We start from the raw sequence: 26,928 nt of genomic DNA on the forward strand, positions 1-26,928 counted from the left end.
TATTCTCCTTTCATTATAAGAAATATAAAATTTATGATACCAGTTCTTATTAAAATAAACTTAAATTATAATTTTATAATTACTTGTACTTGTTCTGTAATTATGCCCGCTTCACTCTTCAAGTATAAATTAAAATTAGTTGCACTATAATCAAACTTATTATCTTGATTAAACATTACTTCGTAATATGATGGATAATAAACATTTCCTATATTTGTGGAAATTTGTTTATCATATTTATCCCATTTAATATTCGTATCTTCTTTAGAAACTATCAAAATTCTATATTTATCATATACTTGACAATGACAGCCATTAACACTATCTGTATATGGGCTATTACCGTCTAAGTAATCAATAATGATATCGTATAACTTAATATCATTATTATCTAGTTTTTTATATATATAATTTAAAGCTGCCTCTGTAAATGTAAAATTCATAATTAAAACTCCTTTATAAGTAATTAAATATATTTTAACATATAATTCTAAGTAACGATAATATTTGATTTTAAAGAAACCTCAAAAATACCTAATCAATTACTAAATTGTTATAAAACTAAACTATAAATTAGATTTAAACTAATTTTTAGACATTCACAGATTATGATTATAATCGCCTATATAGTATTAAAAATTGCTTATTTTCTTATTTTATAGTATAATAATTGAGTTAAGAAAACATTTAGGAGAAAATAAACATAAATGAATTTAGAAAAATATATTTCAATCGTACCAAATTGGCCAAAAGAAGGAATTAGCTTTAAAGATATTACTACTTTAATGGCAGATGGAGAAGCGTATAAGTACGCTACAGATCAAATCGTAAACTATGCTAAAGAAAAACAAGTTGATGTAGTAGTAGGACCAGAAGCTCGTGGTTTCATTATTGGATGTCCTGTATCTTACTCACTAGGTATAGGTTTTGTTCCTGTAAGAAAACCTAATAAATTACCACGTGAAGTTATTTCATACGAATATGATTTAGAATACGGAAGTAATACTCTAACAATGCACAAAGATGCAATTAAACCGGGGCAACGTGTTCTAATTACTGATGACCTATTAGCTACAGGTGGAACAATTGAAGCAACTATTAAATTAGTAGAAGAATTAGGAGGAATCGTAGTAGGTATTGCGTTCTTAATCGAATTAGATGGTCTAAACGGTATGGACAAACTACAAGGTTATGACGTTCTTACATTACTAAAAATGTAATCTACTATAATAATTAAATAATATGACATTTGAACTTATAGAAAAGAAATATCTAAAAAATATAAATACAAATGCTTATCTTTATGAGCATGTTAAAACTCGTGCTAGATTAGTATTCTTTGAAAATGACGATATAAATAAAAGTTTTAGCATTAGTTTTAAAACTATTCCTTATAATGATAATGGTATTTTTCATATTTTAGAACATTCTGTTTTATGTGGTTCAGCGAAATATCCAGTAAAAGAACCTTTTGTAGAACTACTTAAAGGTTCTTTTAATACATTTTTAAATGCAATGACATTTCCTGATAAAACTATGTATCCAGTATCATCTAAAAATGAAAAAGACTTAGAAATATTGATGGATATATACTTAGATGCAGTATTTAATCCAAACTTAAAAAACAACCCAAATATTCTTGCCCAAGAAGGATGGCACTATCATCTTGAAGATAAAGAAGAAGAACTAATATATAAAGGTGTTGTTTACAATGAAATGAAAGGTGCATATTCATCAATAGATGAAGTACTGGATCAATATGTAACAGAACAACTATTTAGTGATACTTCTTATAAATATTCTTCTGGAGGAAAACCAGAAGCAATCCCTTCGATTACACAAGAAGAATTTTTAGAAACTTATAATTATAACTATCATCCAAGTAACAGTTATATCTTTTTATATGGTGACTTAAATGTTCAACAGTATCTGAACCATATTGATAGTTATCTAAATAATTACGACTATAAAGACTATAGCGATTATAACTTATCACGTCAAAAAAACTTTACTGCGGATATTGTTAAGCGTACATATTTTAATGAAGATGTAAAAGATAAAGCTTATGTTGCTTATAACTATATTCTTGGTAATAGTAATGAGTTTAGTAAAATTGAGAATATCGATATAATAGATGATATTCTTCTAGGAAGTAGTAATACAGAATTTAGAAAATACTTCATTGATAACAATATTTGTGAAGATGTGTATAGTTATGTACAAAAAGATCGTAAAGAAACTGTATACTCAATTATCTTTAAATATGTAAGTGATGATAAATTAGAAAGTCTTGATACAGAATATAAATCTTTATTAAAAGGTATTATTGATAAAGGATTTGATTATGAGCAAGTTCAAGCTTCAATTAACAAAAAGAACTTTTCTATCAAGGAAGAGATTAATAAAACTTCGTCACCTAAGGGTGTGTCTTATGCTATTAGATTATTAAGAACATGGTTATATAGTGAAGATAATATATTAGACGCATTTGATTTAGACAATGTAATTTCTCATTTACAAGAAAACTGTGTTAATAAACAATACGAAACTCTTGCTAGACAGTTTCTAATTGAAAATAATAAACAGGCTGTATTGCACTTAATTCCAACATTAGAAAAAGAGAATAAGGAAAAAGATTTAGTTGAATATAAGGCTACTTTATCAGAAACTGGGTTAGAGGCCCTTGTTCAAAATACTAAATCACTTCAAAAATGGCAAAACAGTACTGATAAAAAAGAAGATTTAGAAAAAATTAAAAGTGTCAATGCTAAAGAAGTAGAGTTGAAAAATCCATTTGAAGAAACTTTCTTTGAAGAATACACAGGTATTAATTTCTCACACTATAATACTGTGACTAATGGTATTTCATATTCTAAATTACTATTTGACATAAGTGATTTTGAAGTTGAACAGCTTCAATATGCATCAGTATTATCTTATTTATTATTTAACTTTAATACAAAAAATAAAACTGAAGCCGAAGTTATAAAAGAAATAGGTGCAAATCTTGGTGGTGTTAGTTCTTATGTAGATGTTTTCAGAAAACATAAGAGTGAAGAATGTGAAGTGAAGTTCATAATCAGTGCTAAGAATTTAGTAGAAAAAGCTGGAGACCTTGCTAAAATTCTAGATGAAACTACACTTAATGCTGATTTTGAAGATAAAGAAGCACTATACAATGTTCTCTTAGAAATTAAGTTAATGCTAGAAAGTAGATTTAAAAATTCTGGACATGCTTTTGTAGCACGTCGTATTAGTGGTTTCTACAATCCTCAAAGTAAACTTGCTTCATATCACGGAGAATACGACTTCTACATGTTTATAAATGAATTAGTAAGCAACTATGAACAAAATAGTAATAAAATTAAAGAGCAGTTATACACTGTTACAAATCTGATCTTTAATCAAGCCAGATTATTAGTTAACTTTGTCGGTAATAAAGAAGAATACGCTAACTTCAAAGAAACTATATCTTCATATTTAACCAAATATCCTACTGAATTAGACAAACAAAAAGGATTTGAAATTAAATTAGAAGATCAAGGATATTCTGAAGGTTTTTACTTTGATTCACTAGTTCAATACGTTGGTGTAGGTTATAATATAAATGATTACACTGGAACACACTTAGTACTAAGACATATCTTAAGCTTAGACTATTTATGGAATAATGTCCGTGTTAAAAATGGAGCCTATGGTTCTGGCGTGATATTTAATGCTTTTGGTGATTTTAATTTATGGTCTTATCGTGATCCAAACTTAACAGAAACTCTAGAAATATATTACAATATTAACAACTACGTAGCTAATGTTGAAGCAGATGAAAAAAATCTTAATAAATATATTATAGGTACTCTAAACTCATTAGATGTACTAATGTCGCCAAGTGCGCAAGCTGCATATTCATTAAACAAATATATCACTAACTCTCCATTTGAAGTTTATGATAAACTTGTAAATGAGATAAAAAATACGACAGTTGAAGATTTAAGAAAGTTAGCAGTAGAATTTGAAAATATGAAATCTAAAGCATATACTTGTGTTCTAGGTTCAAAAGAAAAAGTATTAGAAAACAAACAATTATTTAATAAAACAATAGAATTAAAATAGAAAGGTGCATGAATGAGAGTTCGAAATAGAGCAGATGCTAGAGAGCGTCTAGAAAATAGTCCAGTTGTATTTTTACAACCTAAGGATAATAAGGGAAAATGGAAAGAAATTTTTGGGAATGATAATCCAATACACTTAGAAATAGGAAGTGGGAAAGGTAAGTTTATTCATACACTTGCTGAAAAACACCCTGATATTAACTTTATAGCTATGGAGGCACAACCAACTGTCTTAACATTTCTACTAGATAAAGTTGAAGAAACTCATAGAGAAAACTTAAAACTTATCTCAGGAAATGCAGAAGATTTACTAGAATATTTTGCTGAAGGTGAAGTTGATCAACTATATCTAAACTTCTCTGATCCATGGCCTAAAACAAGACATGAGAAAAGACGCTTAACATTCCATACGTTCTTAGCTCGTTATGAAGCTATTTTAAATGGAAATAAAACAATAGTTCAAAAAACTGATAACCAAGGTTTATTCGAATACAGCTTAATGAGCTATGCTAAATATGGATTTACTTTTAATAGACTTTCACTAGATTTAACTAATAGTATCTATGAAGAAGATAATGTTCATACTGAGTATGAAGATAAGTTTATTAAAAAAGGTAATAGAATCTACATGGTAGAAGCTGTAATTGAAAGTAAATAATTTTAGTTTACGTAATTATATTTATGTAAACTAAAATAAATTAATTACTATTCTTTATATAAAATACACTAAATTTATTAGTTTTTACCTTGATTTTAAAAAAAAATTTATTTATAATAATATTAATACAATTTAAAGGAGAATTACAATAATGATATCAGTTAATGATTTTAAAACTGGAGTTACTATCGAAGTTGATGGAAACATTTGGAAAGTAATGGAATTCCAACACGTTAAACCTGGTAAAGGAGCTGCATTCGTACGTTCTAAATTAAGAAATATGCGTACTGGTGCTGTTAACGATAAAACTTTCAGAGCTGGTGAAAAAGTTGCAAAAGCTCAAATTAACAACCAAAAAATGTCATACCTTTACTCAACTGGTGAAGCATATGTATTTATGGATAACGCTACTTACGAGCAAATCGAAGTACCTGAAGCACAATTAAAATATGAATTAAACTTCTTAAAAGAAAACATGGAAGTTTCAATCTTAATGTTTGGTGATGAAATCTTAGGAATTGACTTACCAACAACAGTAGAACTTACTGTAACTGAAACAGAACCTGGTGTTAAAGGAGATACTGCACAAGGGGCTACTAAAGCTGCTACAGTTGAAACTGGATACACTTTACAAGTACCTCTATTCGTTAAAGAAGGAGACGTATTAGTTATCAATACTGCAGAAGGTTCTTACGTATCAAGAGCATAATTAAAGAATTATTTTTAAACTCTCTATTATTACGATAGAGAGTTTTTTTAAAAGAAGGAGAAGTTTATATGCGTTATGTACTATTACTTAGAGGAATTAATGTTGGTGGAAAGAATAAAGTATCAATGGCTGAGTTAAAAGAGATGATTTCACATTTAGGGTATACCAATGTTGTTTCATATATAAATAGTGGAAATATAATATTTGATACTACTGATAGCATAGATACTATTAATCAAAATATATCAAAGATATTAAATGCTTATCCATTTAAAATTAATAAAGTAATACTTAGTCAGAGTGAATATCTTGAGGAACTTGAAAACTTACCTAGTTGGTGGTTTAACGATTTGTATAGAAAAGATGTATTATTCTATACAAATGAAATAGACTATTCAATTGTGAAAGCCCGTATAGAACAAATGCCATTAGACGATGAAGATGTTCATTTTGGTAAACATGCAGTGTTTTGGGGTAAATACAACGAAACAAGTTACTTAAAAACTGCCTATCATAAGTATTTAATAAAAGAAAGTTTCTACAAATCTATTACTATACGAAATGCTAGAACTTTCGAAAAAATTGCTGATCTCCTAAAAAAATAAATTATAAAGCGTTTACCTTTACTTCTCTATATTAATAATGTTATAATTACCTAATGAAAAATTAAGGAGAATATAATGAAATTAGATAAGATATTTATTATCTTAGGATTAATAGTCTACTCATCATTAGCATTTTTTTTAGGAAATTATTCTTATAAATTATTGTTAGTATTTATTGGTATTAGTACTCTTATATTTTTGATTACAAAATTACATTTTGAGCCATTTTTATCAATATTAATAGTAGCTATTATTCTAGGATTATTTTTAGGACTTTCCCCTAATACATTGATAGATTCTATAGAGAAGGGGACTGGATCTCTTCTAGGACATTTATCATTAATATTAGGTCTAGGAGCAATGTTTGGTAAAGTATTGGAAGAATTAGGTGCAGTAGAGATTACTGCAAAGAAAATGATCAGCGTATTTGGAGTTAAGAAAATCCAATTAGGCTTACTTATAGCTGGAATGTGTATAAGTTTTTCTTTATTCTTTGATGTAGCTTTTATTTTAGTAATTCCAATTATTCTTGCGGTAGCTAAAGAGTTAAAACTAGATAAGATATATCTAGCCCTTCCTGCAAGTATAGGTGTACTAACTATTCACGCTTTATTCCCACCACATCCAAGTCCAAGTATAATAGTAAAAACATTTCACTTAAATATGGCTGAAGTGTTCTACTATGGATTAATAGTTGCTATACCTACGGCTTTTATAGGTGGTTTATTATTAACAAATTCTAATTTAGTAAAAACAAGAGTTAATTTAGACAATAATGAAAAGAATATAAGCGTTCTAAAAATTGAAAATCAAACTATGAGTACTACATTTGCTATCTTATTAATGCTATTACCAGTACTATTAATTACGATCCCTACAATAATTTTAGGTATACCTAATTTATCAGGAATAATAAAAGGTATCTTAATAATTATAAGTAACCCGGTTACAGCATTAATAATAAGTTTATTAATCGCTATTATTGAATTAATGATAACAAAAGGTTTAAGAATAAGAAGTATTGTTCCATTACTAAGCCAATCTCTTAAAACAATTGCAGTCGTATTACTAATTAATGGTGCTGCAGGTGGTTTAAAACAAGTATTAGTTGATTCTAAAGTTACTGATGAGATTGTTAGACTAACTAATGGTCTCAATTTATCACCAATCGTTATTAGCTTCCTAGTAGCTGCTATATTAAGAATATCATTAGGTAGTGCTACAATAGCTGCAATAACTACACTTGCTATTGTCGAACCATTGGTTCCTGCTATTAGTTATTCACCAGTATTTATAATGCTAAGCATTACAGCTGGAAGTATGTTCTGCTCACATGTAAATGATCCTGGATTCTGGTTATTTAAACAATATCTAAATTTAGATTTTAAAACTACATTTAAGACCTGGACTCTAGGAACAACAGTATCATCTATAATAGCATTTATAATAATATTATTTATAACATCGTTTGTATAAAGAAAATTATTATAAATTAAAGTTTTTACTTGATATTTATGTTAAGGTATGTTATATTATTACTTGTGTATGTAGTAAATGTTATGAATAAACTATTTCCAAAAGGAGGATTAATTCATGGCAAAAGTTTGTTACGTAACTGGACGTAAAGCTCGTTCAGGAAATACTCGTTCACACGCAATGAACGCAAATAAAAGAAAATTCAAAGCTAATCTACAAAAAGTAACAATTTTAGTAGACGGACAACCTAAAAAAGTTTGGGTTTCTGCTAGAGCTTTAAAATCTGGAAAAGTTGAGCGTGTATAATTAAGCGATAAACTTTAAGCTATCTAAGGAAACTTAGGTAGCTTTTTACATTAGATTACAAAAAAATAATAGAAAAATGATAAAAAATACCAAAATAGACGTTTAAATCCATTCTGAACGTTTTTAGTGGTTTTTGGGATAATTATACAAAAAATAATTTTAGGACGCTTATACGGCGTTTAAATAGGTGATATTTTTATGAAGAAACTGAAACTAAATAATCATAATAATTATATAGTTGAAAATAAAAAAATCCCTCCAAAAGTTCCTTACTTAGTAAAGTATATTTTCCAACACGTAAACGTAGTAGTTTTTAAATATAAGAAAACAATTTGAATATCTTTCTAATCAAACTTAACCAAAACAAATACTGATAAAAGATGTTGACTCTCATCAAAATATAAAATAAATTAATAAGAATTAAATAAAACTATATAATATTAATAAGATTCAAATATGAGGGGACAAGTATATATTGAACGAACTAGCTGAATGTGATATAATATAATTGTTCGCATAATACATATTATATGTATAATTTATAAATTAAAGGAGAATGTAGTAATACCAATGAATCAACGTGATTATTATAAACAAAAGATTAACAAAATACTTCCAGAATTTCCTGACTATATAGAAGATTTTATTGATACATATTATGACAATTTATCTCCATTAACTTTACATAGATATCTAGAAACATATAAGAACTTTTTAAATTGGACTATCAGAGAGACTATATCAGATGCTGAACTCATTAAAGATGTCAGCCTTTCTACATTAGAAAATATTTCAAAAAAAGAAATGGAAAGTTATTTCAAGAGCCTATCTCGTGAACAAGTTAATGGTAAATATCGTAGTCAAACTACTATAAATAACTATAAAGCCGCTATGAGATCACTTTATAAGTTCCTTACAGTAACAAGTGAAACTGAGCAAGGTAAAGCTTATTTTGAGAGAAATGTTATGCTTAAAATACCTATTAATCGTGTGAAAGAAACATTATCTTCAAGATCAAAGAAAATATCGGAAAAGATTTTTTTAGATTCTCAAGACGAAGAATTCTTACAGTATGTCGAGTTTGAATATGAAAAGACTTTATCTAACCATGGTAAATCATTCTTCTTAAGAGATAAAGCAAGAGATCTAGCTATACTTACACTATTTTTGAAAAGTGGTATCCGAGTTAATGAACTTGCTAATCTTAAAGTAAAAGATATTGATTTTCTAAATAGTGAGATTAATGTTGTCAGAAAAGGTAATAAGGTCGATACAGTTATAATTACTAAATCCGCTTTAGATAGGTTAAATGAATACATTACTTCCCTACCTTTTAAACTTAATAGAGAAGATTATGTATTTATTAGTAAAAATAAGAGCGGACTATCAATAAGAGCAATTCAAAAATTAGTGATGAAGTATACAGACGCTTTTAATGTTCCAATGTCACCACACAAATTAAGACATAGTTACGGTACAAAACTAGCTCTAAAAACAAATGGGAATATACCTATAATTATGACACAAATGGGACACTCTAACAGCGACACATCAATGCTATACATTAACGAATCAAAAAAGATTATCAAACAAAACATTGACAAACTTGATGATTAGTATTGAAATATATCTCCAATTGAGGTAAAATATAAAAGTTATTAAATTTTATGGAGGTAATAATGGGTATTATTGTTCAAGTTTTAGGATCACTATTAATACTTATAGGATTTGTATTTAGTCAATTAGGAAAGCTTAAAACAACTTCACTTAACTATCTATTGCTTAATGCTATTGGTGCTTTAATTCTTGGAATAGACGCATTTATAGTAAAACAATGGGGATTTGTTTTACTTGAAGGTGTCTGGTCAATAGTTGCAATTCAAGGGTTAGTTAAGTACTTCAATAAAGAAAAAGTAAAATAAAGAATATGGTTTACATATCGTTAATTATGTAAATCATATTCTTTTATAATATCTTTTATTAATTTCGTTTTGCCAGCTGTATATCCTTCTCTATCATACTTATATGTTGTTTCTAAATCTAATTTTAATCTTTCATATTGTTTTGCTAATTTTGGATTTTCTATTAATACATCTCTAAACTTAACTTCTTCAATATCACCTTTTTTTCTTACATGTAGATGGTATACTTTATCTAGAAAACCATCAGCACCGTATCCTTTAACTAGAAAAGCTCTATCCTCTTCTTTCCAACGTAGTTCCCACTCAAGACTCAGAGTGTCAATTATACTATCAAAATCGTTACTTTCATAGATTTCTAATATTATATCTATTATATCCTTTGAATATATATTTGGAATTGCTGTGCTTCCTATATGATATAAAATCACTTTATGTTTTTCGAGTTTAGCTAGTAAACTTTTCTTTTCATCTTCATACCAATGTGCCCACTCACTATTATATTCAACAAGTTTTATAGGAAATTTCTTTTTAAACTCCTCATCTCTCAATATTTTATTCATTTATAAAAAATACCTCCCAAAAAATAAAAATGCTAGGATAGGTTGAACCTATCACTAACATTATTTGAATACGTGTAATGAGTTTTTGAAATACTCAATTCCAGATAGTATCGTTAAAATTACTGATATCCATAATAGAATATAATCTAGTTTAAATCCAACAGTATTAAAAATAGGATTTCCTAATAATATAAGAATTATGGCGATTAATTGACTAATAGTCTTTAGTTTTCCTAAAATACCAGCAGGAATAACTTCACCTTTTTCAACAGCTAAAAGTCTTAAACCAGTTATAGCAAATTCTCTCGCAATTACAACAACTACCATCCAACTGTGCATTAATCCTAATTCAACCATAACTATAAATGCACTTCCAACTAGAAGTTTATCTGCTAATGGATCTAAGAATTTCCCCATATTTGTAACTAAATTATATTTTCTTGCTAAATAACCATCAATAAAATCAGTAAATGATGCAAATATAAATATTAATGCTGCTATAAATATATTTAAGGATATTTCTCTTCCTCCTAGAATAGAAATACTTCCTCCCATATCAACTAGTAAAAATACTATAAATACAGGTATTAATATTGTTCTAAATAATGTTATTTTATTCGGTAGATTCATTATTTTTTACTTACCCTTCTAACTTAAAGTATAAATTCAATTCACTAATAATTATAACATATTCTATAATTTGCTACAATAAAAAATACAGGATAATTAGATTTATCCTGTATTTTAATATAGTTATTCTCCACTTCCCGTAGCTTCTGTCCCTGCTGGCGCTGCTGGTGTAGTTGGTGCTACTGGAATTGTAGTAGCTCCACTGTTAGTTGGTGTTTCAGTAGTTGCTGTATTATTCGATGGTGTACTTGGGCTACTAGTCTCAGTAGAAGTATTACTATTAGAACTATAACTAGAAGAGTTACTACTATTACTATATCTTGGTGTATACGTATTTGCAGGTTGTTGAGGAGCTGGTGTATCAGCTACTTCTGTACTAGCATGTGCTTGAGTTTGTGTTTCCTTCTGTTGTTGTGATTGATTAGATTCTGTAGTTTTAGAAGCCTCTAAAGCTGTTAGTGCATCTTTAATACTCTGAGCGACAGAATTATAATCTTCTTCTTTTTCAAATAAAACTGATTTTTCTTTTTCAAGAGTAGATTGTAAGTCATTTAATCCTTTCTTAACAGAGTCCACTTTTTCAGAATTTTTCTTATCTTCATCATTTAATGAAGCATTTTTAATTTTATCCTTAACAGCGTTATTTAGTTTTTCACGCATATTTTTAATTGCATCATTATACTCACTGTTTAGCTTATCTTTGTTTTCTTTTGCTACTTCATCCTTTTTATCAAGAATTGATTTAAATATTTCAATTTTTTTATTTAAATCATTCTCTTTATCAAATTTAGAAACTGTTTCTTTTATTAATTTCTCTAATTTAGAATCTTCTTTTTTCTTTTCAACTTTTGGTTTATTATTATTAAGTGCTTGTTGCTTTTGGTATGCATAAGCAGATAATCCAATAACTGCTAAAATAACTATAGTTAATAATCCTATTAATAATTTACTATTTTTTTTCACGTCTATTTACCTCTAATTTAATTTCCTTCACTTAGATTTACATAAATTAAATTATGTAAACAAAATATTTGTTTTATTCATTATCTTCTGCGTATTCTTTTTCTAAAAATACTTTTCTTGGTTTACTTCCATCTACAGGTCCAATATACCCATCTTCTTCAAGCATATCTATTATTCTTGCTGCTCTATTATAACCAATTTTAAATCTTCTTTGTAGTAATGAAGCAGAAGCTTTCTGTGTTTTAGCTATAAATAATAATACCTCTTTATACAGCGGATCTACATCTTCTCCTGATGAGCCTCCGTTTTGTGAACTTACTTCACTTGGAGTCATATTTGGATCGTACTGTGCTTCAGACTGACTCTTAACAAAGTCGACAACTTTCTCTACTTCTTCATCAGATAAGAAAGCTCCTTGTACACGAACAGGTTTACTTGAATCAGCTGATAAGTAAAGCATATCACCCTTACCAAGTAATGTTTCTGCACCTGATTTATCAAGAATAGTTCTTGAATCAATACTAGAACTTACCGCAAACGCAATTCTTGATGGAATATTAGTTTTAATAACCCCTGTAATTACATCAACTGATGGTCTTTGAGTTGCTATTATCATATGTATACCAGCTGCCCTAGCTTTCTGTGCTATTCGAGCAATTGACTCTTCTACTTCTTTAGAAGATACCATCATTAAATCAGCTAACTCATCTATAATAACTACTATATATGGAAGTTCTTTATAGTCTGGATCTTTTGCAGCAATTTTGTTATAACCTTCCATATTTCTTACTCTAGCTCTTGCAAACTCTCTGTATCTGTTTTCCATTTCAAGAACAACTTTATGAAGAACATCAGCTGCTTTTACAGGATCTGTAACAACAGAAGTTAACAAGTGTGGAATACCATCATAAATCGATAGCTCAACCATCTTAGGATCTATCATTATCAATTTAACCTTATCTGGTTTATTTTTTAATAATATACTAGTAATTATCGTATTTACACAAACTGACTTACCACTTCCTGTAGAACCTGCTATTAATAAGTGAGGCGTTTTATCAATTCTCGTGAATATCGATTCACCTGATACATCTTTACCTAATACAACAGATAGTGGTGAATTATCCTCATCATTAACAAAAACTTCTTTCATCGTTACTAGCTCATTTACAGTATTCGGTATTTCTATACCTATTAATGATTTACCAGGAATAGGTGCTTCAATACGTACATCCTTAGCTGCTAGATTTAATGCAATATCATTGCTCAAGTTAACTATCTTACTAACCTTAGTTCCTGGAGTCGGTAATATCTGGAACTGTGTAATCGAAGGCCCTACTATTGCTTTGACAATCTTAACCTCAATACCAAAGTTATTAAATGTACTTTGAAGAATTTTTGATTTTTCTACTACATCACCTTTAGTAATAGTTTGTTTTTTAACTGGGTTATTCAATAGTGTAACTGGTGGAAGTTGATAATTATCATATGACTCTTCAGAAACTATTTCACTAACCGTTTCTTCTTCAACAGTAATATGCTCTTTATTTAATTTAGGTTGCTTTCTAGAAGGACGTTGTACAATTTCCTCATCATAAAATTCTTCATTTTCTTTGAATTCTCTTATATCAACAACTAAATCTTTATCTTTAATTTTATTATATCTTTGTTCATTAGAATTTTCTCTATTAACATCAGACGAATTATATTCGTCATAGATAATATCGTCCTCTTCTTGATAGTCATCTAAAGTATCTTCTACATATTCATTCTTATCAAATGCATTAACTATATGGTGTTTAATTCTTAAGACTAACTCCCTATGATTAATGTTAAAATATAAAAATATAACTGTTATTATAGCTGAGATTATCACCAATAATGAACCATAATAAGATAATAAATAAATTAAGAATTTAACAGGATAATATGATAATAATCCTCCCCCATATGAACTAACTCTATTATTATAAATATCATTAAAACCTAATAAATTATAATCACTATTTCCAATATAAATTAATTGAAATAGAAAATCTACTAAAATTAGTAAGATTACTATGATTGCTGGTGTTTTTAGTTTTTTGTTCATAATATAATATATTGGAGTTGCAACTATTATTATATAGATAAGATAACTAAAACTTCCGAATAAATATTTAAAAAGTGTATCGAAAAATCTACCAATAAATCCCATTTGTAAAACAGATAAAATTACTATAAGAACAGAAATTACAAAATATAATCCACGATAGGCTTCTTTAGACAAAACGGGAATAACATTTTTCTTTGGAGTTTTCTTTGCACTTGTATTTTTACCACTTACCTTAGTGGTTTTCTTGTTTTTATTAGTTTTACTTGTTTTTTTTGTACTTTTTGTCTTTTTATTGCTCAATCTTCTCTCCTTTCTAGTCTTCTTCTACAAAAACTGCCTCAGTAGGACAATTATCTTTTGCTTCTAAGACTAAACTACGATACTTTTCAGCAACTTCCTCAGTCATCTCATTATCATCGATAATGCAATACGCTATTCCATCTTCATCATAATCATAAACATCAGGGCATATCGCATTGCAGTTACCGCAGGCAATACAATCTTCTCGTATTATTTTAGTTTTCATTATTTTCTTCTCTCAAAAAATTAGAAAATTTCTCCAACGATTCTTTTCGATGACTGATACTATTTTTTTCTTCAGAACTTAGTTCTGCAAATGTTTTATCTAAACTCGAAACATAGAATATAGGATCATATCCAAAACCATTCTCACCTCTTAACTCAGAGATAATTTCACCATGACATTCCCCTCTAAAAGTAAATTCTGTCCCATCAGGTTCAACTAAAGCTATAACTGATACAAACTTAGCATTTGATTTCTTACCATCTAATTCAGATAAAACTTTCTCTATATTTTTTGAATCTGTTTGTTCTTTTGAATATCTTGCTGAATAAACTCCAGGTCGGCCATCTAAAAGATCAACACTAAGTCCACTATCATCTGCTATTGCAGTTTTTCCTGAGTATTTTGAAATTGTTCTTGCCTTTATCAAAGCATTTTCTTCAAATGTTAATCCATCTTCAATAATCTCATCAGTAAAATTAATATCTTTTAATGTTAGAATATTATAATCACTCAATATGCTTTTAATTTCTTCAACTTTATGTGCATTATTTGATGCCAAAATCAATTCTTTCATTTTATCACTCCTATATTTCAACTACTTCTGCATTAATATCTTTCTTTAACCATTTTGAAGCAATACTATTAAAATTATCACTTTCTTGTGAAATAAAGAATCTGTGCTCTTTTATATTTAACTTCTTCTGATGCAATCTTTCATATCCCAAAACAGTACTCACTTCCCTTGCTGCTTCTCTACCTGAAGAGATAACTTTAATATTATTACCATAATATTCCTCAATATCTTTTTTTAGTATTGGATAATGTGTACATCCGAGAACTACAGTATCAACACCAAGCATATTGGTATTACTTAATGTTTCATCAATTAGTTTTCTAGTGGCTTCTTTATCAAGATTACTTTCTGCCTCAATAAAAGGTACAAAAGCAGGACAAGCTTTGTCAAAAACTATAATATCAGAATTAATATTTTCAATTTCTATATCGTATACTTTTGAGTTTGCTGTAAACTTTGTCCCTAATACCAGTACTTTATTATTTTCTGTTGCCTGGATAGCTCGTCTAGCACCTGGTTGAACAACTCCTATAATAGGCACTTCATATTTGTTTTGTAGATACTCCAATGCTGCAGCTGTTGCAGTATTACATGCTAAAACAACCAGTTTCACTCCTTTATCTATTAAGAATTTTACTGCTCTATCCGTATTTTTTATTATTTCTTCCTTTGTTTTATCCCCATAAGGGCAATTTTTAACATCGCCGAAATAATAGATAGTTTCATTAGGCAACTGTCTCATTATCTCACGAGCAACTGTTAGTCCACCTACTCCACTATCAAATACTCCTATTGCATTATTCATATATAGCCTCTTTCTTAATTAGAACTTAACATTTCTTCAAGTTCTAATATTTTAGTGTAAGATTTAGTTTCTATTCCTACAAATTCTTTAAATACCATATTTAAAAATGAGAATAATCTAATTAAATCTTTGTTTTCTATTTCTAAATTTTCTAAAAAGTCAATATTTTTAACAGTCATATAGTATGTAAGTTTTACTAATGAATCGTTAAGACCATAAACACTATAATCCACATTAAACTTATCTACAAAGCTATTTTTTAAAAAGCTATACCCTACATAGATTTGATCTGTTTTTTGGTATTTGAACATAAAACCTTGACCTTTTAAAATTTGACATAAAAAATATATTAAAACAAGTTTTTCAGAAACATCTTTTTCTATATTTTTTAAACATAACTTCAATAACTTATACATATTAAATGTATCATCATTTATTAAATTAACATACTCCAACATATTTGAAACATAACTGTTTTTCAGTATATCATATACAATATTTGTATATGTATTTTCAATTTCCAAATTTGTTATTTTATTCATACCACCAGTTGAAAAAAAATTAATCGATACCTCATGTGGCGTACTCACCTTAATTTTTTTCTTACTTTTGTGTACATTTTCATAAAAGAAACTCTCTACATTTCCTTGTTCTGTTAAAATATGTAGTATTTCATGATAATCTCTATATCTTATTTTTTTTATAATTATTCCTGTAATAAAATTTCTATTAGTCAAAGATATCATCCCTATAGCCAAGATCACGAATTTGGTTAGGTTTTGATCTCCAATTATCAATTACCTTAACCCATAATTCTAAGAATATTTTTTCTCCAAGAAGAACCTCAATATCCTTTCTTGCTCTAGAACCAATTTCCTTAATCATCTTACCTTGTTTTCCTATAATCATACCCTTTTGTGATTTTCTTTCAACAACAATTGTGGCGATAATATTTTTCTTTTTACCAGGTTGTTTTTCAATCCTATCAATTACAACAGCGATTGAATGAGGAATCTCTTGCTCAGTAAGTTGTAATACTTTCTCTCTAATAAACTCTGAGATAACAAAATACTCTGGTGAATCAGTAATTACATCATCAGGATACATTTTGAAACTTGGTTGTAAATATTTTTTCGTTGTGTTTAATAAATTATCAACATTTATTGATTTTAATGCTGAAATGGGAACTATCTCAACAAAATCATATAAGTCTTTATAAAATTCAATAATCTGAATCAGTTGTTCAGGTGAAATTAAATCGATTTTATTAATTAATAAGAACGTTGGAACTTTTAATTCCTTAACTATGTTTATTAAATGTTGATCACCAGGACCAAATTTCTCACTGGCATTTATAATTAAATATACAATCTCAGATTCTTGAATTGCACTACTAGCAAGTTTCATCATATAATCACCAAGTCTATGTTTTGGCTTGTGAATACCAGGTGTATCAATAAAGACAATCTGTGAATCATTATCAGTATAAACACCATTTATAATGTTACGTGTTGTTTGTGGTTTATCTGACATTATTGCTATTTTTTGTTGTAATATATTGTTTAATAACGTAGATTTACCCGCATTAGGTCTACCTATAATAGTGACAAATCCCGTTTTAATCTGTTCTTCAAACATGCTTATCTCCTTAAACCAAACTTCTCAAGAATCTCGTCTTGTTTACCAAACATTTCTTTTTCATCTTCTTCAGTCATATGGTCATAACCTAGTAAGTGTAAAAATCCATGTACTGCAAGAAAACCTATCTCTCTATCAAAACTATGTTCATACTCTTTTGCTTGTTCATGAGCAATATCAACACAGATAATTACATCACCTATAGAATTAATCTCATCTTCAAGACCAATTATATCAATTTCATCTTCTACCTCATCATTTAAAGCAAAAGAAATCACATCAGTAGGAACATCTTTTCCTCTATAATCACGGTTAATTTCTTGTATTTCTTCTTTACTAACGAATGATAACGACATTTCAGTAATCTCAGTATCAACACCTTCATACTCAGCTGCACAATCTAATAATTTTAGCAACATATCTTTTGTACTATCTTCCACTAAGTTATTATCATCTATAATTTCAACAAATGTCATGATTTTCTCCTTATATATTCTTATTGAGAGGGGATAATTCAAGACAAAAACCCTAAATTCTCCCCCCATTTATTATTTTAATTTATTAAAATTTTGTTGTCTTAAAGCTTCGTAAATTATTAATGCTGCCGTATTAGACAAATTTAATGAACGAACATTTTCACTCATTGGAATTCGCAATGCTTGTTCACTATACTTCTCTCTAAATTCTTTTGGTAAACCTTTCGTCTCTCTACCAAAAATAAAATAGATGTCTTCATTATCAACATTTGAAAAATCAAAATCACAATAATTTTTTGTCCCAAATTTAGTTATTAGATAATAGTGCTTGTCATTAGTTGCTTCTAAAAATTCATCAAAACTATCCCAAACAACTAAATCTAGATGTTCCCAATAATCTAAACCAGCTCTTTTTACATGTTTATCATCAATTGAGAATCCTAGCGGCCTAATTAAATGTAACCTTGTATTAGTTCCAACACAAGTACGTGCAATATTTCCTGTATTAGCTGGAATCTCTGGTTGGAATAAAACTATATTATTCATAATTAACTAGAATGGAAGTTTGCCACCAAACATTCTTCCAAGACCCTTTCTTTTAGATTTATCATTCATAAGCCCTCCAAACTGTTTCATCATTTTTCTCATTTCTTCGAACTGTTTGATGAGTTTATGAACCTCATTAAGAGGACGACCACTACCTTGTGCAATACGTTTTCTGCGTGGTACGTTTATAATATCAGGATTTTGTCTCTCTTCAATTGTCATCGACTTAATAATAGCCTCAATATAGACAAATTGTTTTTCATCAACAGCATCTAAATTCATATTTTTTAGTTTACCCATTCCCGGAATCATTCCAAGTATATCTTTAAGACTACCTAATTTCTTAACTTGTTCTAACTGGATTAAGAAATCCTCAAAAGTAAAACTTTGATTTAGAATTTTTTCTTGCATTTTTTTAGCTTCATCTTCATCAATAGAAGCTTGCGCCTTTTCAATTAACGTTAGTACATCACCCATACCTAAAATACGAGATGCCATACGTTCTGGGTGGAATAACTCAAGGTCATTCATTTTTTCACCCATACCAACTAATTTAATTGGTTTACCTGTAATAGATTTAATAGATAGGGCCGCTCCTCCGCGAGTATCACCATCTAATTTAGTTAATACTAAACCAGTAATGTCAAGTTGCTCGTCAAATGATGTTGCAATATTAACTGCTTCTTGTCCAATCATAGAATCGACAACAAGTAAGATTTCATCTGGTGTTGTAGCAGCTTTAATATTTTTTAATTCGTCCATTAATAATTCATCGATATGTAGACGTCCTGCTGTATCGATAATTACATAATTGAAGTAATTTTCCTTAGCAAAAGCCAATCCATCTTTAACGATATCTACTGGATCTTTATCTACATAGAATACTTCGATATCAAGTTGCTTACCTAGTGTTTTTAATTGTTGAACTGCAGCAGGTCTATAAACGTCAGCTGCGATAAGAAGCGGTTTTTTCTTCATAGTTTTCTTAACTTTAAGTGCTAATTTACCTGCTGTTGTCGTTTTACCAGCCCCCTGAAGACCAACCATCATAACAGTAGTAATTTTACCACCTTGGTTTAATTCAACATTAGATCCGCCTAATAATTCAACTAATTCTTCATTTACAATCTTTACAACTTGTTGCGCTGGAGTAAGAGACTTCATAACCTCAGTTCCAACTGCTCTTTCACTAATTTTTTTTACAAATTCTTTTACAACTTTAAAGTTAACGTCCGCTTCTAATAAAGCTAACCTAACTTCACGCATCATCTCTTTTACATCAGCTTCTGAAACTTTACCTTTTCCTGTAAGTTTAGCTATTGTATTTTGTAATCTTTCTGATAAATTCTCAAATGCCATACAAGCTCTCCTAATTTTCTAGTTTTATCAATTCTTCAACATACGTCAGTACTTCTGTATCAGTAGTTGATTTTTTTATCTCATTTAGTAAAAATAATCTCTGATTGTTTAATTTAATTAAATTTAATTTCTCTTCAAACTGTTCTAATTCTAATATTGTTCTCTTAATATTATTTGACACAGCTTGTTTTGATATATTATAATTTTCAGAAATCTCTGTTAGCGATAAATCGTTAAAATAATAGTCATCTAAATACTGTTTTTGTTTATCACTAAGTAAGTCAGAGTAAAAATCATAGAGTTGTGAAATTTTTATAACTTGTTCTATTTCCACAATCTTCCTCCAGTCATTAAATATAAATCTATATCATTATATTATACGATAAAATCGCGTTTTTTTCAAACTTTTACAGTTTTTTGAAAAAAATAAATCAACTCAAAATAGTTTTAATTTGAGTTGATTTATTTAAAATTATACAATTGATTTTTGGGAGTGACTCAAAAATCGTGATTTCAGAGAAATTGATTCACCCCCGCACAGTTTATTAGATATCTTAAAAGCTTTTAAAAAGCGATTTTAGATATCAATAAACCACTGCGTCTATGAGTTTTCATATGAACTTTGTTAAATTTTAAAGCTTTTGGGTCAGCCCCATTTACATATAATCCAGTGCAGAATTATCAATCGTTATTGTAATTTTTTCTCTAGAAAAACTTTCAGCAAAATAATCATTAATATACTTTAATAAAGGAAACAGTTTACTATAATCTTCATCTTGGTATCTTATCGCAATATTAAATTTATATTCATTATTTATTTTATAAAAAAGACTCTTATTAGGCCCTAATATTGATAAATTAGTTTGCTTTTTACTAATAAAATCAAATATCATTTTAGCAACACGTTCCGTCTTTTGTTCATCATACCCTTTTATAGTTATAAAAGAGATTTTACAAAACGGTGGATAGTCTATTAACTTTCTTCTGTTAAGTTCATATTTATAAAACTTCTCATAGCTATGTTCAATTGCATAATCTAGTATATTACTAGCTATATTAGTTTGAAAGACAACTTCCCCATCCTTCTCACTTCGTCCAGCCCTACCAGCTGTTTGAACTAGTAATTGGAATAGTTTCTCATTTGCTTTAAAACTAGGCAGTGCTATCATATTATCAATAGATAATACACCAACTAAAGTAATATTTGGAAAATCTAGTCCTTTCGAGATCATCTGCGTTCCTAATAGAATATCAGATTTGTGATTTTTAAAATCAGTAAGTAGCCTTTCATATGCTCCTTTTCTACTAGTTGTATCAGAGTCCATCCTTGTAATTCTAACATCTGGTATATTTTGATATAGGTACTCTTCAACGCGCTGTATTCCATAATTCCCCGAAACTAATTCTGGATGTTCACAACATTTAGGTATATTAGAAATTTTCTTTTGATATCCACAAAAATGACAATGCAATAAATTATCATGTTTATGGTAGTTTAAACTTATATCACAATTTTCACATTTATATAAATGTCCACACGAAAAACAACGAATAAAGTTAGTATAACCACGTTTATTCATTAATAAAAGCACTTGCTCTTTCTTCTCTATTTTTTGTTTAATTCTAATAAGCAATTCACTAGCAATCACATCTTCTTTTTCTTCGGTATGCACTATATTTATCATAGGTAATTTATTATTAAACCTATGGGTAAGTTTTAATAAATTGTTAGGATTATTTTTTTCAAAATTATAATATAAATCAACTGAAGGTGTTGCACTAGCATATACTACCGTAGATTTATTATAGATTCCACGCTTTCTAGCAATATCCTTCGCATCATACCTTGGTGACTCAGTCTGTTTATAACTATTTTCATGCTCTTCATCAATGATAATAATACCTAGATTATTAAACGGCGCAAAAACTGCTGAACGAGTACCTAAGCATATTTTAACCTTACCATCTCGAATTTTTTTCCACTCATTATACTTTTCTTTTGAATTTAATCTAGAATGTATAACCGCTATATTATCGCTAAATACTTTTCTAAATTTCTTTTCAATTTGAGGTGTTAATATAATCTCAGGAACTAATATTATAGCATCTTTTCCTTTTTTAACAACCTCTTCAACAAGTTTTATATAAATCTCTGTTTTCCCAGCACCTGTAACACCATGCAAAAGATACTCATTGAACTTTTTACTATCAAAATTCTCGCTAATTCTGTCATAAATTCTTTGTTGATGTTCACTTAGCTTCGTATTATTTTCTAGTATAGATGTATTTATATCATGTTTAACATCTTCTTCAATAATTCTAATTACATTTTTTTCAAGTAGTTTTTTCGTAACAGAGTTACCTATGCTAAGTTTATCTTTAACCTTTGATTTTTTTATTTTATTATTAATAATTAAATAGTCGACTAATTCTTTTTGTTTTTTTGTTAATTTAACATCCTTATATTTGTTCAACACAAAGAACTCTTCTGTTTCGTTATTTTTAATTTCTTTAATCCTACTTATAAGTCTTACAGCTTTTAGTGAGATTAAGTAGCCTATTTGTTCAATTGAAAATAACTTTTCGAATTTATTTTTTTCAATTAAGTTATCCATATTGAAATGTTTTGCATAATCTAAAAGTAATGTTTTATTAGCATCAAGTAGCTCATAATATTCTACATACTTATTCTTTAAGCTCGTTGGAACAATTGTTTCAATGGCCTGTATTCTTGTACAAAAAAGTTCATCCGCCATTACTTTTGATAACAGAATCATTTCTTTTGTTAATATTGGAAAATCATCCTTTAGTTTTTTTATATATTTAAACTTATTCGTTGATTCTATTTCTGAATTTTCTCTTCTAGTATCTACTATATAACCTTGAACCGTTCTTGTTCCAAAAGGAACCTCAACTCTATATCCTACAATATCCCTGTCTTTAAATTCCTCAGGTACAAGATAAGAATAAACTTGATTAACATTATGATTATTTACATCAATTATTACCTCAGCATACATAATCTCACCTCCTTAAAATTAAAGTTAATTTATTTTGATATTTCATCAACTATAGCTTTTGCTATATTATTTTTACTACTCTTATCAATTTTTTTGATATTATTGTGTTTATCTATTATATAGACCTCATTATCATCACTACCAAAACCTATATCTTTTTTAGATATATCATTAGCAACAATATAATCAAGATTTTTCTTAATTATTTTTTCTTTTGCGTACTCTATCAAATTATTTGTTTCCGCAGCAAAACCAATAACTTTTTGTTTATCTGTTTTATTTTCCCCAACATATTTTAGAATATCTTGTGTTCTTTGAAATTCAATTGTTAAATTTCCTTCTTGTTTTTTTACTTTTTTTTCAAAAACTTGTACGGGTGTATAATCTGATACAGCTGCTGCTTTTATGATAAAATCACAATCTTTGAAATTATTTTTCACCGCTTCAAACATATCATTTGTACTAGTGATTTTTATTTTCTTTACTTTACTACTTATAGTATCATTATCAATGCTAGATACTAATATTACCTCTGCTCCTCTTCTTGCACATTCATTTGCAAGAGAGATACCCATTTTCCCTGTAGAGGGATTAGTTAAACATCTAAATGGATCGATGAATTCTTTCGTAGGCCCTGCAGTCACTAGAACTTTTTTACCTTTCAAATCTTGTTCAACTTCATGAAAAATAAAACTCTCAATTTTATCAATAGACGGAAATTTACCTTCTCCAACATCCCCACATGCTAATAGACCGCTATCTGGCTCTACAAATTTAAATCCAAGTTTTATTAGTTTATTCATATTTTCTTGAATAATTGGATTTCTATACATAAATGTATTCATTGCAGGAACAATATAAACTTTAGTCACATCTCTCACTGCCAGCATTAATGAAGTAGCTAAATCATCTGCAATTCCATTTGCAAATTTTGAAATTAAATTAGCTGTAGCTGGTGCTACAACAATCTTTTCCGCCCATTTTGTTAAATCTATATGTTGTATTTCGTTTTCATCAATTTCTTCAAAAGTACTTGTATAAACTCTATTTTTTGTTAAAGTTTGAAAAGGTAGTTGTGTAACAAAATTTTCAGCATTTTTTGTAAGCACTACTTTTACACTATTACCTTTCTTCACAAGAGAACTGCATAAATCAATTGATTTGTATGCTGCAATCCCCCCAGAAACTATTAATAAAATATTCATGGAATACCCCTCTAAACATAATTAATATAAATCGTGATCTACGTTATTTGTACCGAAAACAGCTGTTTCAAGTTTCGATAATCTTTTTAAAATATCTAAGTTAGTAACCTGAACCGGCTTATCTTCACGACTAGAACTCTTAATCGCTTCTATTTTTATCTTTAAGTTTTGATTTTCTATTTCTAATTCTTTTAATCTAGTCATAAGTTTATCTAACTTCATATAGTCTTCAATTATTAAATCTAAATAGTCATTAACATCTTCTTCACTATATCCTTTGACTCTACTTTTTTTAAATTCTTTTTCATATATTTCTTTTGCTGTTAAGTTTAATTCAACACTCATAATTTGACTCCTTTAATTAAATTCACTAAAATATGCGACGCAACTAACAAAATATAATGGTGCAGTTTCGGCTCTTAGTATTCTTTTTCCTAATCCTATCACATCAAATTTATTTTCAGTTAAAAGATCCACCTCTTGCTCAGAAAGTCCACCTTCACTTCCAAATACTGCTATAACCTCTTTATCACTTAAATTCGAATTAAGTAAATTTTTAAGATTGATATTCTCCTCATTAACAGATTCCTTCTCATAAGCTACAACTTTATGATCGAATTTTTCAGAAAATGCAATTAAATCTTTCAAACTATCAACATAAGTGATATCAGGAATTATATTTCTCTTAGATTGCTCTGCAGCCTCTTTTACGATTTTATTCCATCTATTTAATTTAGAATCTACCTTATCTTTCTTTACCTTAGCGACATTTCTCTCAGAATTAAATAGCACTATATTATTAACGCCCAGTTCAGTTAATTTTTGCATTAAATATTCAATTTTATCATTTTTTAATGGCGGAATAGCCACTGTTATTTTCGTCGATAATTCATTAGTACCTATTACTTGTTCATACGGCGTAACAAGAACTTTGTCCACATTATTATCAACAATTGTACAAATGTATTTAACTTCATTATTAAATACAACATATACTTTATCTTCTATTTTCTTTCTCATAATTCTTACAATATGATTACTGTCATCTTTAGACAATTCATATGTTGATTCAACATTCAAATCTTCATTTATAAAATACTGTTGCATAAACACTCCTAAATTTTAATCTTACAACTAATTTTACCCTATAATCCATATTAATTCAATAGTAGCATCCCTAATATAAAAGTAACGACTCGTAAATAGAATTTACAAGTCGCTACTTTTTTTATTAAATTCAGCTTAAAAATAATCCAAACAAAATTTTCATTAATATTCAATTTATAATATCCTAATTAACTTCCAGCTGGAATATAACCTTCAATATGCTCTTTAGCTAATGCTTCATGTTCAGCATATGTTTTAGAGAAATATGCTTTTCCATCTTTTGTTGCATGCAAGAAATATAGATACTCTGTATTCTCAGCATTATTTAATGCCTCATAAGAAGTTGCCCCAACAGAAGAAATTGGACCAGGAGGTAAACCTATCACAACATATGTATTATAAGGTGAATTTAATGATAATTCTACCTGTGTTGGAGCTCCTGTTAACTTATCAGCTGCATAATTAGCTGATGGATCAGTTTGTAGTTTCATCCCCTGCGCTAATCTATTTAAGAATACACTAGCAATGAGTTTATTCTCGTCAGATTTAGTAGATTCTTTTTCAAGTATACTACCCATAGTAATATAATCATGGATAGAAATTTGAGTTTGTTTACCATTTACTTTCCATACTTTATTATTCTTATTGTACAATGGAACAACCTTTTCATCCGTTAATTTGACCATCTTAGTAATTAAACTCTCTACTGTTTCATCATCATTTATATCATAAATTGCTGGATACAAGTACCCCTCTAGTGCATATTTAATATCTTTACCAAATACTTCATTAGTAATTAGCTCTGGAAATTGTTTCTGTAGTTTTTTGATAAATTCAGCATCATTAACTTTCTCTAAAAACTCATTTCCACTTAATTTTGTCTTTTCTAAATTCTTAGCAATCTTAAGTATGCTATCACCTTCAATTAATGCAAATGTATTACCAGAACTCGCTTTATCTTTAGCCGCTAACTCTTGAATTATTTGAGGTAAACTCATACTTTGTTTTAAATTAAAATTTCCAACATAAAACGATGCATTAGGGGATAATCTCGCATACATCTTAAACACTTCTTCATTACGAATTAAACCTTTTGCCTTTAATTCTTGTGCTATCTTTGCACTTCCATAGTTTTCTTTAACTTCAATTCTAATATCTTTATTATTGCTCTTATCGACTGGTGTTATCATATAGTAAAATAATGATAATATTCCGATTCCAATAACAAGTATTATTGTCAATAAGATAGGAATGATAGATTTTTTCTTCCTATTTTTTTCTCTTAATTCTCTACTTCTTCTTATTTTATCTTCTCTCATTTTTACTCACTCTCATCGTAGTAGAAAGTATCTAATACTTCTGAAATCATATCGTATTCTTCATCCGTCTCAACCGGTTCAAATCTTACACTATCTTCACCATCTTCGACACACACCATTGGAAAAATACTAATTTCCTCTTCATCGATTGTTTCTTCTTCAGCAAAGATATAATATAGGTTACCGTTTGTTGGGTTTGTAAATTCTAAAATTTTGCGGTATTCTTTTTCTTCACCTTCTAACGTACTAAGTGTGTATACCTCTTCAGTATTATCGATACTAATATTTTTTAAATCCTTCTCTTGCATTTTATTATCCTC

The 26,928-nt window shown here is 28.4% G+C and carries 30 protein-coding genes; 10 read left to right on the forward strand and 20 right to left on the reverse strand.

What is annotated here, in order from left to right; translation table 11 throughout:
• Nucleotides 1–65 precede the first annotated feature (65 nt).
• Nucleotides 66–443, reverse strand: coding sequence for an iron-sulfur cluster biosynthesis family protein (locus ACWOBP_RS01390; protein ID WP_455337138.1), 378 nt, complete (start codon nt 441–443; stop codon nt 66–68).
• 264 nt (nt 444–707) lie between these two features.
• On the opposite strand from ACWOBP_RS01390, the gene ACWOBP_RS01395 reads away from it, so the two are divergent.
• The 10 genes from ACWOBP_RS01395 to ACWOBP_RS01440 all read left to right on the forward strand — a co-directional run bounded on the left by ACWOBP_RS01395 (nt 708) and on the right by ACWOBP_RS01440 (nt 9,785).
• The gene (locus tag ACWOBP_RS01395) at nt 708–1,220 is read left to right on the forward strand and encodes an adenine phosphoribosyltransferase (protein ID WP_003144963.1); all 513 of its coding nucleotides are present in this window, start codon (nt 708–710) and stop codon (nt 1,218–1,220) included.
• Nucleotides 1,221–1,242: 22 nt separating this feature from the next.
• Nucleotides 1,243–4,110 carry an insulinase family protein gene (locus ACWOBP_RS01400; RefSeq protein WP_455337139.1) on the forward strand — a complete coding sequence of 956 codons (2,868 nt, stop codon included), beginning with the start codon at nt 1,243–1,245 and terminating at the stop codon, nt 4,108–4,110.
• Between the two features lie 12 nt (nt 4,111–4,122).
• Nucleotides 4,123–4,767 carry a tRNA (guanosine(46)-N7)-methyltransferase TrmB gene (gene trmB / locus ACWOBP_RS01405; protein ID WP_455337140.1) on the forward strand — a complete coding sequence of 215 codons (645 nt, stop codon included), beginning with the start codon at nt 4,123–4,125 and terminating at the stop codon, nt 4,765–4,767.
• 151 nt (nt 4,768–4,918) lie between these two features.
• Complete coding sequence (efp, locus tag ACWOBP_RS01410; protein ID WP_314084269.1) at nt 4,919–5,476, forward strand: elongation factor P; 558 nt, start codon at nt 4,919–4,921, stop codon at nt 5,474–5,476.
• A gap of 68 nt (nt 5,477–5,544) precedes the next feature.
• The gene (locus ACWOBP_RS01415; protein WP_455337141.1) at nt 5,545–6,081 is read left to right on the forward strand and encodes a DUF1697 domain-containing protein; all 537 of its coding nucleotides are present in this window, start codon (nt 5,545–5,547) and stop codon (nt 6,079–6,081) included.
• Between the two features lie 75 nt (nt 6,082–6,156).
• Entirely contained in the window at nt 6,157–7,557 is a 1,401-nt protein-coding gene (locus ACWOBP_RS01420) for a GntP family permease (protein ID WP_455337142.1), read from the forward strand.
• Between the two features lie 117 nt (nt 7,558–7,674).
• Nucleotides 7,675–7,863 (forward strand): 50S ribosomal protein L28, encoded by a 189-nt coding sequence (gene rpmB / locus ACWOBP_RS01425; RefSeq protein ID WP_003144993.1) that lies wholly within the window; start codon nt 7,675–7,677, stop codon nt 7,861–7,863.
• A gap of 198 nt (nt 7,864–8,061) precedes the next feature.
• Nucleotides 8,062–8,199 (forward strand): hypothetical protein, encoded by a 138-nt coding sequence (locus ACWOBP_RS01430; protein ID WP_455337143.1) that lies wholly within the window; start codon nt 8,062–8,064, stop codon nt 8,197–8,199.
• 234 nt (nt 8,200–8,433) lie between these two features.
• Nucleotides 8,434–9,480: a tyrosine recombinase XerS gene (xerS, locus tag ACWOBP_RS01435; protein ID WP_455337144.1), complete on the forward strand. Its 1,047-nt coding sequence runs from the start codon at nt 8,434–8,436 to the stop codon at nt 9,478–9,480.
• 62 nt (nt 9,481–9,542) lie between these two features.
• Nucleotides 9,543–9,785: a CBU_0592 family membrane protein gene (locus ACWOBP_RS01440; RefSeq protein ID WP_455337145.1), complete on the forward strand. Its 243-nt coding sequence runs from the start codon at nt 9,543–9,545 to the stop codon at nt 9,783–9,785.
• 20 nt (nt 9,786–9,805) lie between these two features.
• Here the strand turns inward: ACWOBP_RS01440 and ACWOBP_RS01445 are convergent, their stop codons facing one another.
• The 19 genes from ACWOBP_RS01445 to ACWOBP_RS01535 all read right to left on the reverse strand — a co-directional run bounded on the left by ACWOBP_RS01445 (nt 9,806) and on the right by ACWOBP_RS01535 (nt 26,916).
• A complete protein-coding gene (locus ACWOBP_RS01445) occupies nt 9,806–10,345 on the reverse strand; it encodes a GrpB family protein (RefSeq protein WP_455337146.1) in 540 nt (179 codons plus the stop codon).
• Nucleotides 10,346–10,405: 60 nt separating this feature from the next.
• Nucleotides 10,406–10,975 (reverse strand): CDP-diacylglycerol--glycerol-3-phosphate 3-phosphatidyltransferase, encoded by a 570-nt coding sequence (gene pgsA / locus ACWOBP_RS01450; RefSeq protein WP_455337147.1) that lies wholly within the window; start codon nt 10,973–10,975, stop codon nt 10,406–10,408.
• Between the two features lie 123 nt (nt 10,976–11,098).
• The gene (locus ACWOBP_RS01455; RefSeq protein ID WP_455337148.1) at nt 11,099–11,938 is read right to left on the reverse strand and encodes a hypothetical protein; all 840 of its coding nucleotides are present in this window, start codon (nt 11,936–11,938) and stop codon (nt 11,099–11,101) included.
• A gap of 73 nt (nt 11,939–12,011) precedes the next feature.
• Complete coding sequence (locus ACWOBP_RS01460) at nt 12,012–14,135, reverse strand: DNA translocase FtsK (RefSeq protein ID WP_455337207.1); 2,124 nt, start codon at nt 14,133–14,135, stop codon at nt 12,012–12,014.
• A gap of 211 nt (nt 14,136–14,346) precedes the next feature.
• On the reverse strand, nt 14,347–14,559 hold the full coding sequence (locus ACWOBP_RS01465) for a ferredoxin (RefSeq protein WP_455337149.1): 213 nt from the start codon (nt 14,557–14,559) through the stop codon (nt 14,347–14,349).
• A complete protein-coding gene (locus ACWOBP_RS01470) occupies nt 14,549–15,133 on the reverse strand; it encodes an XTP/dITP diphosphatase (RefSeq protein WP_455337150.1) in 585 nt (194 codons plus the stop codon). The genes ACWOBP_RS01465 and ACWOBP_RS01470 overlap by 11 nt, the downstream gene beginning before the upstream one ends.
• 10 nt (nt 15,134–15,143) lie before the next feature.
• Entirely contained in the window at nt 15,144–15,938 is a 795-nt protein-coding gene (racE, locus tag ACWOBP_RS01475; RefSeq protein WP_455337151.1) for a glutamate racemase, read from the reverse strand.
• Nucleotides 15,939–15,952: 14 nt separating this feature from the next.
• Nucleotides 15,953–16,684 (reverse strand): DNA repair protein RecO, encoded by a 732-nt coding sequence (gene recO / locus ACWOBP_RS01480; protein ID WP_455337152.1) that lies wholly within the window; start codon nt 16,682–16,684, stop codon nt 15,953–15,955.
• Nucleotides 16,668–17,576, reverse strand: coding sequence for a GTPase Era (gene era / locus ACWOBP_RS01485; RefSeq protein ID WP_003146031.1), 909 nt, complete (start codon nt 17,574–17,576; stop codon nt 16,668–16,670). Before era ends, recO begins: the two co-directional genes overlap by 17 nt.
• 2 nt (nt 17,577–17,578) lie before the next feature.
• A complete protein-coding gene (gene ybeY, locus ACWOBP_RS01490) occupies nt 17,579–18,052 on the reverse strand; it encodes an rRNA maturation RNase YbeY (RefSeq protein ID WP_060914727.1) in 474 nt (157 codons plus the stop codon).
• 72 nt (nt 18,053–18,124) lie between these two features.
• On the reverse strand, nt 18,125–18,601 hold the full coding sequence (gene trmL / locus ACWOBP_RS01495; RefSeq protein ID WP_455337208.1) for a tRNA (uridine(34)/cytosine(34)/5-carboxymethylaminomethyluridine(34)-2'-O)-methyltransferase TrmL: 477 nt from the start codon (nt 18,599–18,601) through the stop codon (nt 18,125–18,127).
• Nucleotides 18,602–18,604: 3 nt separating this feature from the next.
• Entirely contained in the window at nt 18,605–19,957 is a 1,353-nt protein-coding gene (gene ffh, locus ACWOBP_RS01500) for a signal recognition particle protein (RefSeq protein WP_455337153.1), read from the reverse strand.
• Between the two features lie 10 nt (nt 19,958–19,967).
• Entirely contained in the window at nt 19,968–20,291 is a 324-nt protein-coding gene (gene ylxM / locus ACWOBP_RS01505) for a YlxM family DNA-binding protein (RefSeq protein WP_455337154.1), read from the reverse strand.
• A 322-nt stretch (nt 20,292–20,613) separates the two neighbouring features.
• The gene (priA, locus tag ACWOBP_RS01510; RefSeq protein ID WP_455337155.1) at nt 20,614–22,977 is read right to left on the reverse strand and encodes a replication restart helicase PriA; all 2,364 of its coding nucleotides are present in this window, start codon (nt 22,975–22,977) and stop codon (nt 20,614–20,616) included.
• Nucleotides 22,978–23,006: 29 nt separating this feature from the next.
• Complete coding sequence (gene coaBC, locus ACWOBP_RS01515) at nt 23,007–24,182, reverse strand: bifunctional phosphopantothenoylcysteine decarboxylase/phosphopantothenate--cysteine ligase CoaBC (protein WP_455337156.1); 1,176 nt, start codon at nt 24,180–24,182, stop codon at nt 23,007–23,009.
• Between the two features lie 21 nt (nt 24,183–24,203).
• Nucleotides 24,204–24,527, reverse strand: a complete 324-nt coding sequence (locus ACWOBP_RS01520) for a DivIVA domain-containing protein (RefSeq protein ID WP_455337157.1) — start codon at nt 24,525–24,527, stop codon at nt 24,204–24,206.
• 12 nt (nt 24,528–24,539) lie between these two features.
• Complete coding sequence (locus tag ACWOBP_RS01525; protein ID WP_455337158.1) at nt 24,540–25,289, reverse strand: RsmE family RNA methyltransferase; 750 nt, start codon at nt 25,287–25,289, stop codon at nt 24,540–24,542.
• A gap of 188 nt (nt 25,290–25,477) precedes the next feature.
• Nucleotides 25,478–26,608: an endolytic transglycosylase MltG gene (mltG, locus tag ACWOBP_RS01530; protein WP_455337159.1), complete on the reverse strand. Its 1,131-nt coding sequence runs from the start codon at nt 26,606–26,608 to the stop codon at nt 25,478–25,480.
• Between the two features lie 2 nt (nt 26,609–26,610).
• Nucleotides 26,611–26,916: a DUF1292 domain-containing protein gene (locus ACWOBP_RS01535; protein ID WP_003145557.1), complete on the reverse strand. Its 306-nt coding sequence runs from the start codon at nt 26,914–26,916 to the stop codon at nt 26,611–26,613.
• Between the last annotated feature and the right edge of the window lie 12 nt (nt 26,917–26,928).

Source organism: Gemella parahaemolysans, from assembly GCF_053758945.1.

What these genes read in the sequence shown, in the direction of transcription:
- ACWOBP_RS01390 (WP_455337138.1), bottom strand. Translation starts at nt 443, where the DNA reads ATGAATTTTACATTTACAGAGGCAGCTTTAAATTATATATATAAAAAA.
- ACWOBP_RS01395 (WP_003144963.1), top strand. Translation starts at nt 708, where the DNA reads ATGAATTTAGAAAAATATATTTCAATCGTACCAAATTGGCCAAAAGAA.
- ACWOBP_RS01400 (WP_455337139.1), top strand. Translation starts at nt 1,243, where the DNA reads ATGACATTTGAACTTATAGAAAAGAAATATCTAAAAAATATAAATACA.
- trmB (WP_455337140.1), top strand. Translation starts at nt 4,123, where the DNA reads ATGAGAGTTCGAAATAGAGCAGATGCTAGAGAGCGTCTAGAAAATAGT.
- efp (WP_314084269.1), top strand. Translation starts at nt 4,919, where the DNA reads ATGATATCAGTTAATGATTTTAAAACTGGAGTTACTATCGAAGTTGAT.
- ACWOBP_RS01415 (WP_455337141.1), top strand. Translation starts at nt 5,545, where the DNA reads ATGCGTTATGTACTATTACTTAGAGGAATTAATGTTGGTGGAAAGAAT.
- ACWOBP_RS01420 (WP_455337142.1), top strand. Translation starts at nt 6,157, where the DNA reads ATGAAATTAGATAAGATATTTATTATCTTAGGATTAATAGTCTACTCA.
- rpmB (WP_003144993.1), top strand. Translation starts at nt 7,675, where the DNA reads ATGGCAAAAGTTTGTTACGTAACTGGACGTAAAGCTCGTTCAGGAAAT.
- ACWOBP_RS01430 (WP_455337143.1), top strand. Translation starts at nt 8,062, where the DNA reads ATGAAGAAACTGAAACTAAATAATCATAATAATTATATAGTTGAAAAT.
- xerS (WP_455337144.1), top strand. Translation starts at nt 8,434, where the DNA reads ATGAATCAACGTGATTATTATAAACAAAAGATTAACAAAATACTTCCA.
- ACWOBP_RS01440 (WP_455337145.1), top strand. Translation starts at nt 9,543, where the DNA reads ATGGGTATTATTGTTCAAGTTTTAGGATCACTATTAATACTTATAGGA.
- ACWOBP_RS01445 (WP_455337146.1), bottom strand. Translation starts at nt 10,345, where the DNA reads ATGAATAAAATATTGAGAGATGAGGAGTTTAAAAAGAAATTTCCTATA.
- pgsA (WP_455337147.1), bottom strand. Translation starts at nt 10,975, where the DNA reads ATGAATCTACCGAATAAAATAACATTATTTAGAACAATATTAATACCT.
- ACWOBP_RS01460 (WP_455337207.1), bottom strand. Translation starts at nt 14,135, where the DNA reads ATGGGATTTATTGGTAGATTTTTCGATACACTTTTTAAATATTTATTC.
- ACWOBP_RS01465 (WP_455337149.1), bottom strand. Translation starts at nt 14,559, where the DNA reads ATGAAAACTAAAATAATACGAGAAGATTGTATTGCCTGCGGTAACTGC.
- ACWOBP_RS01470 (WP_455337150.1), bottom strand. Translation starts at nt 15,133, where the DNA reads ATGAAAGAATTGATTTTGGCATCAAATAATGCACATAAAGTTGAAGAA.
- racE (WP_455337151.1), bottom strand. Translation starts at nt 15,938, where the DNA reads ATGAATAATGCAATAGGAGTATTTGATAGTGGAGTAGGTGGACTAACA.
- recO (WP_455337152.1), bottom strand. Translation starts at nt 16,684, where the DNA reads ATGATATCTTTGACTAATAGAAATTTTATTACAGGAATAATTATAAAA.
- era (WP_003146031.1), bottom strand. Translation starts at nt 17,576, where the DNA reads ATGTTTGAAGAACAGATTAAAACGGGATTTGTCACTATTATAGGTAGA.
- ybeY (WP_060914727.1), bottom strand. Translation starts at nt 18,052, where the DNA reads ATGACATTTGTTGAAATTATAGATGATAATAACTTAGTGGAAGATAGT.
- ffh (WP_455337153.1), bottom strand. Translation starts at nt 19,957, where the DNA reads ATGGCATTTGAGAATTTATCAGAAAGATTACAAAATACAATAGCTAAA.
- priA (WP_455337155.1), bottom strand. Translation starts at nt 22,977, where the DNA reads ATGTATGCTGAGGTAATAATTGATGTAAATAATCATAATGTTAATCAA.
- coaBC (WP_455337156.1), bottom strand. Translation starts at nt 24,182, where the DNA reads ATGAATATTTTATTAATAGTTTCTGGGGGGATTGCAGCATACAAATCA.
- ACWOBP_RS01520 (WP_455337157.1), bottom strand. Translation starts at nt 24,527, where the DNA reads ATGAGTGTTGAATTAAACTTAACAGCAAAAGAAATATATGAAAAAGAA.
- ACWOBP_RS01525 (WP_455337158.1), bottom strand. Translation starts at nt 25,289, where the DNA reads ATGCAACAGTATTTTATAAATGAAGATTTGAATGTTGAATCAACATAT.
- mltG (WP_455337159.1), bottom strand. Translation starts at nt 26,608, where the DNA reads ATGAGAGAAGATAAAATAAGAAGAAGTAGAGAATTAAGAGAAAAAAAT.
- ACWOBP_RS01535 (WP_003145557.1), bottom strand. Translation starts at nt 26,916, where the DNA reads ATGCAAGAGAAGGATTTAAAAAATATTAGTATCGATAATACTGAAGAG.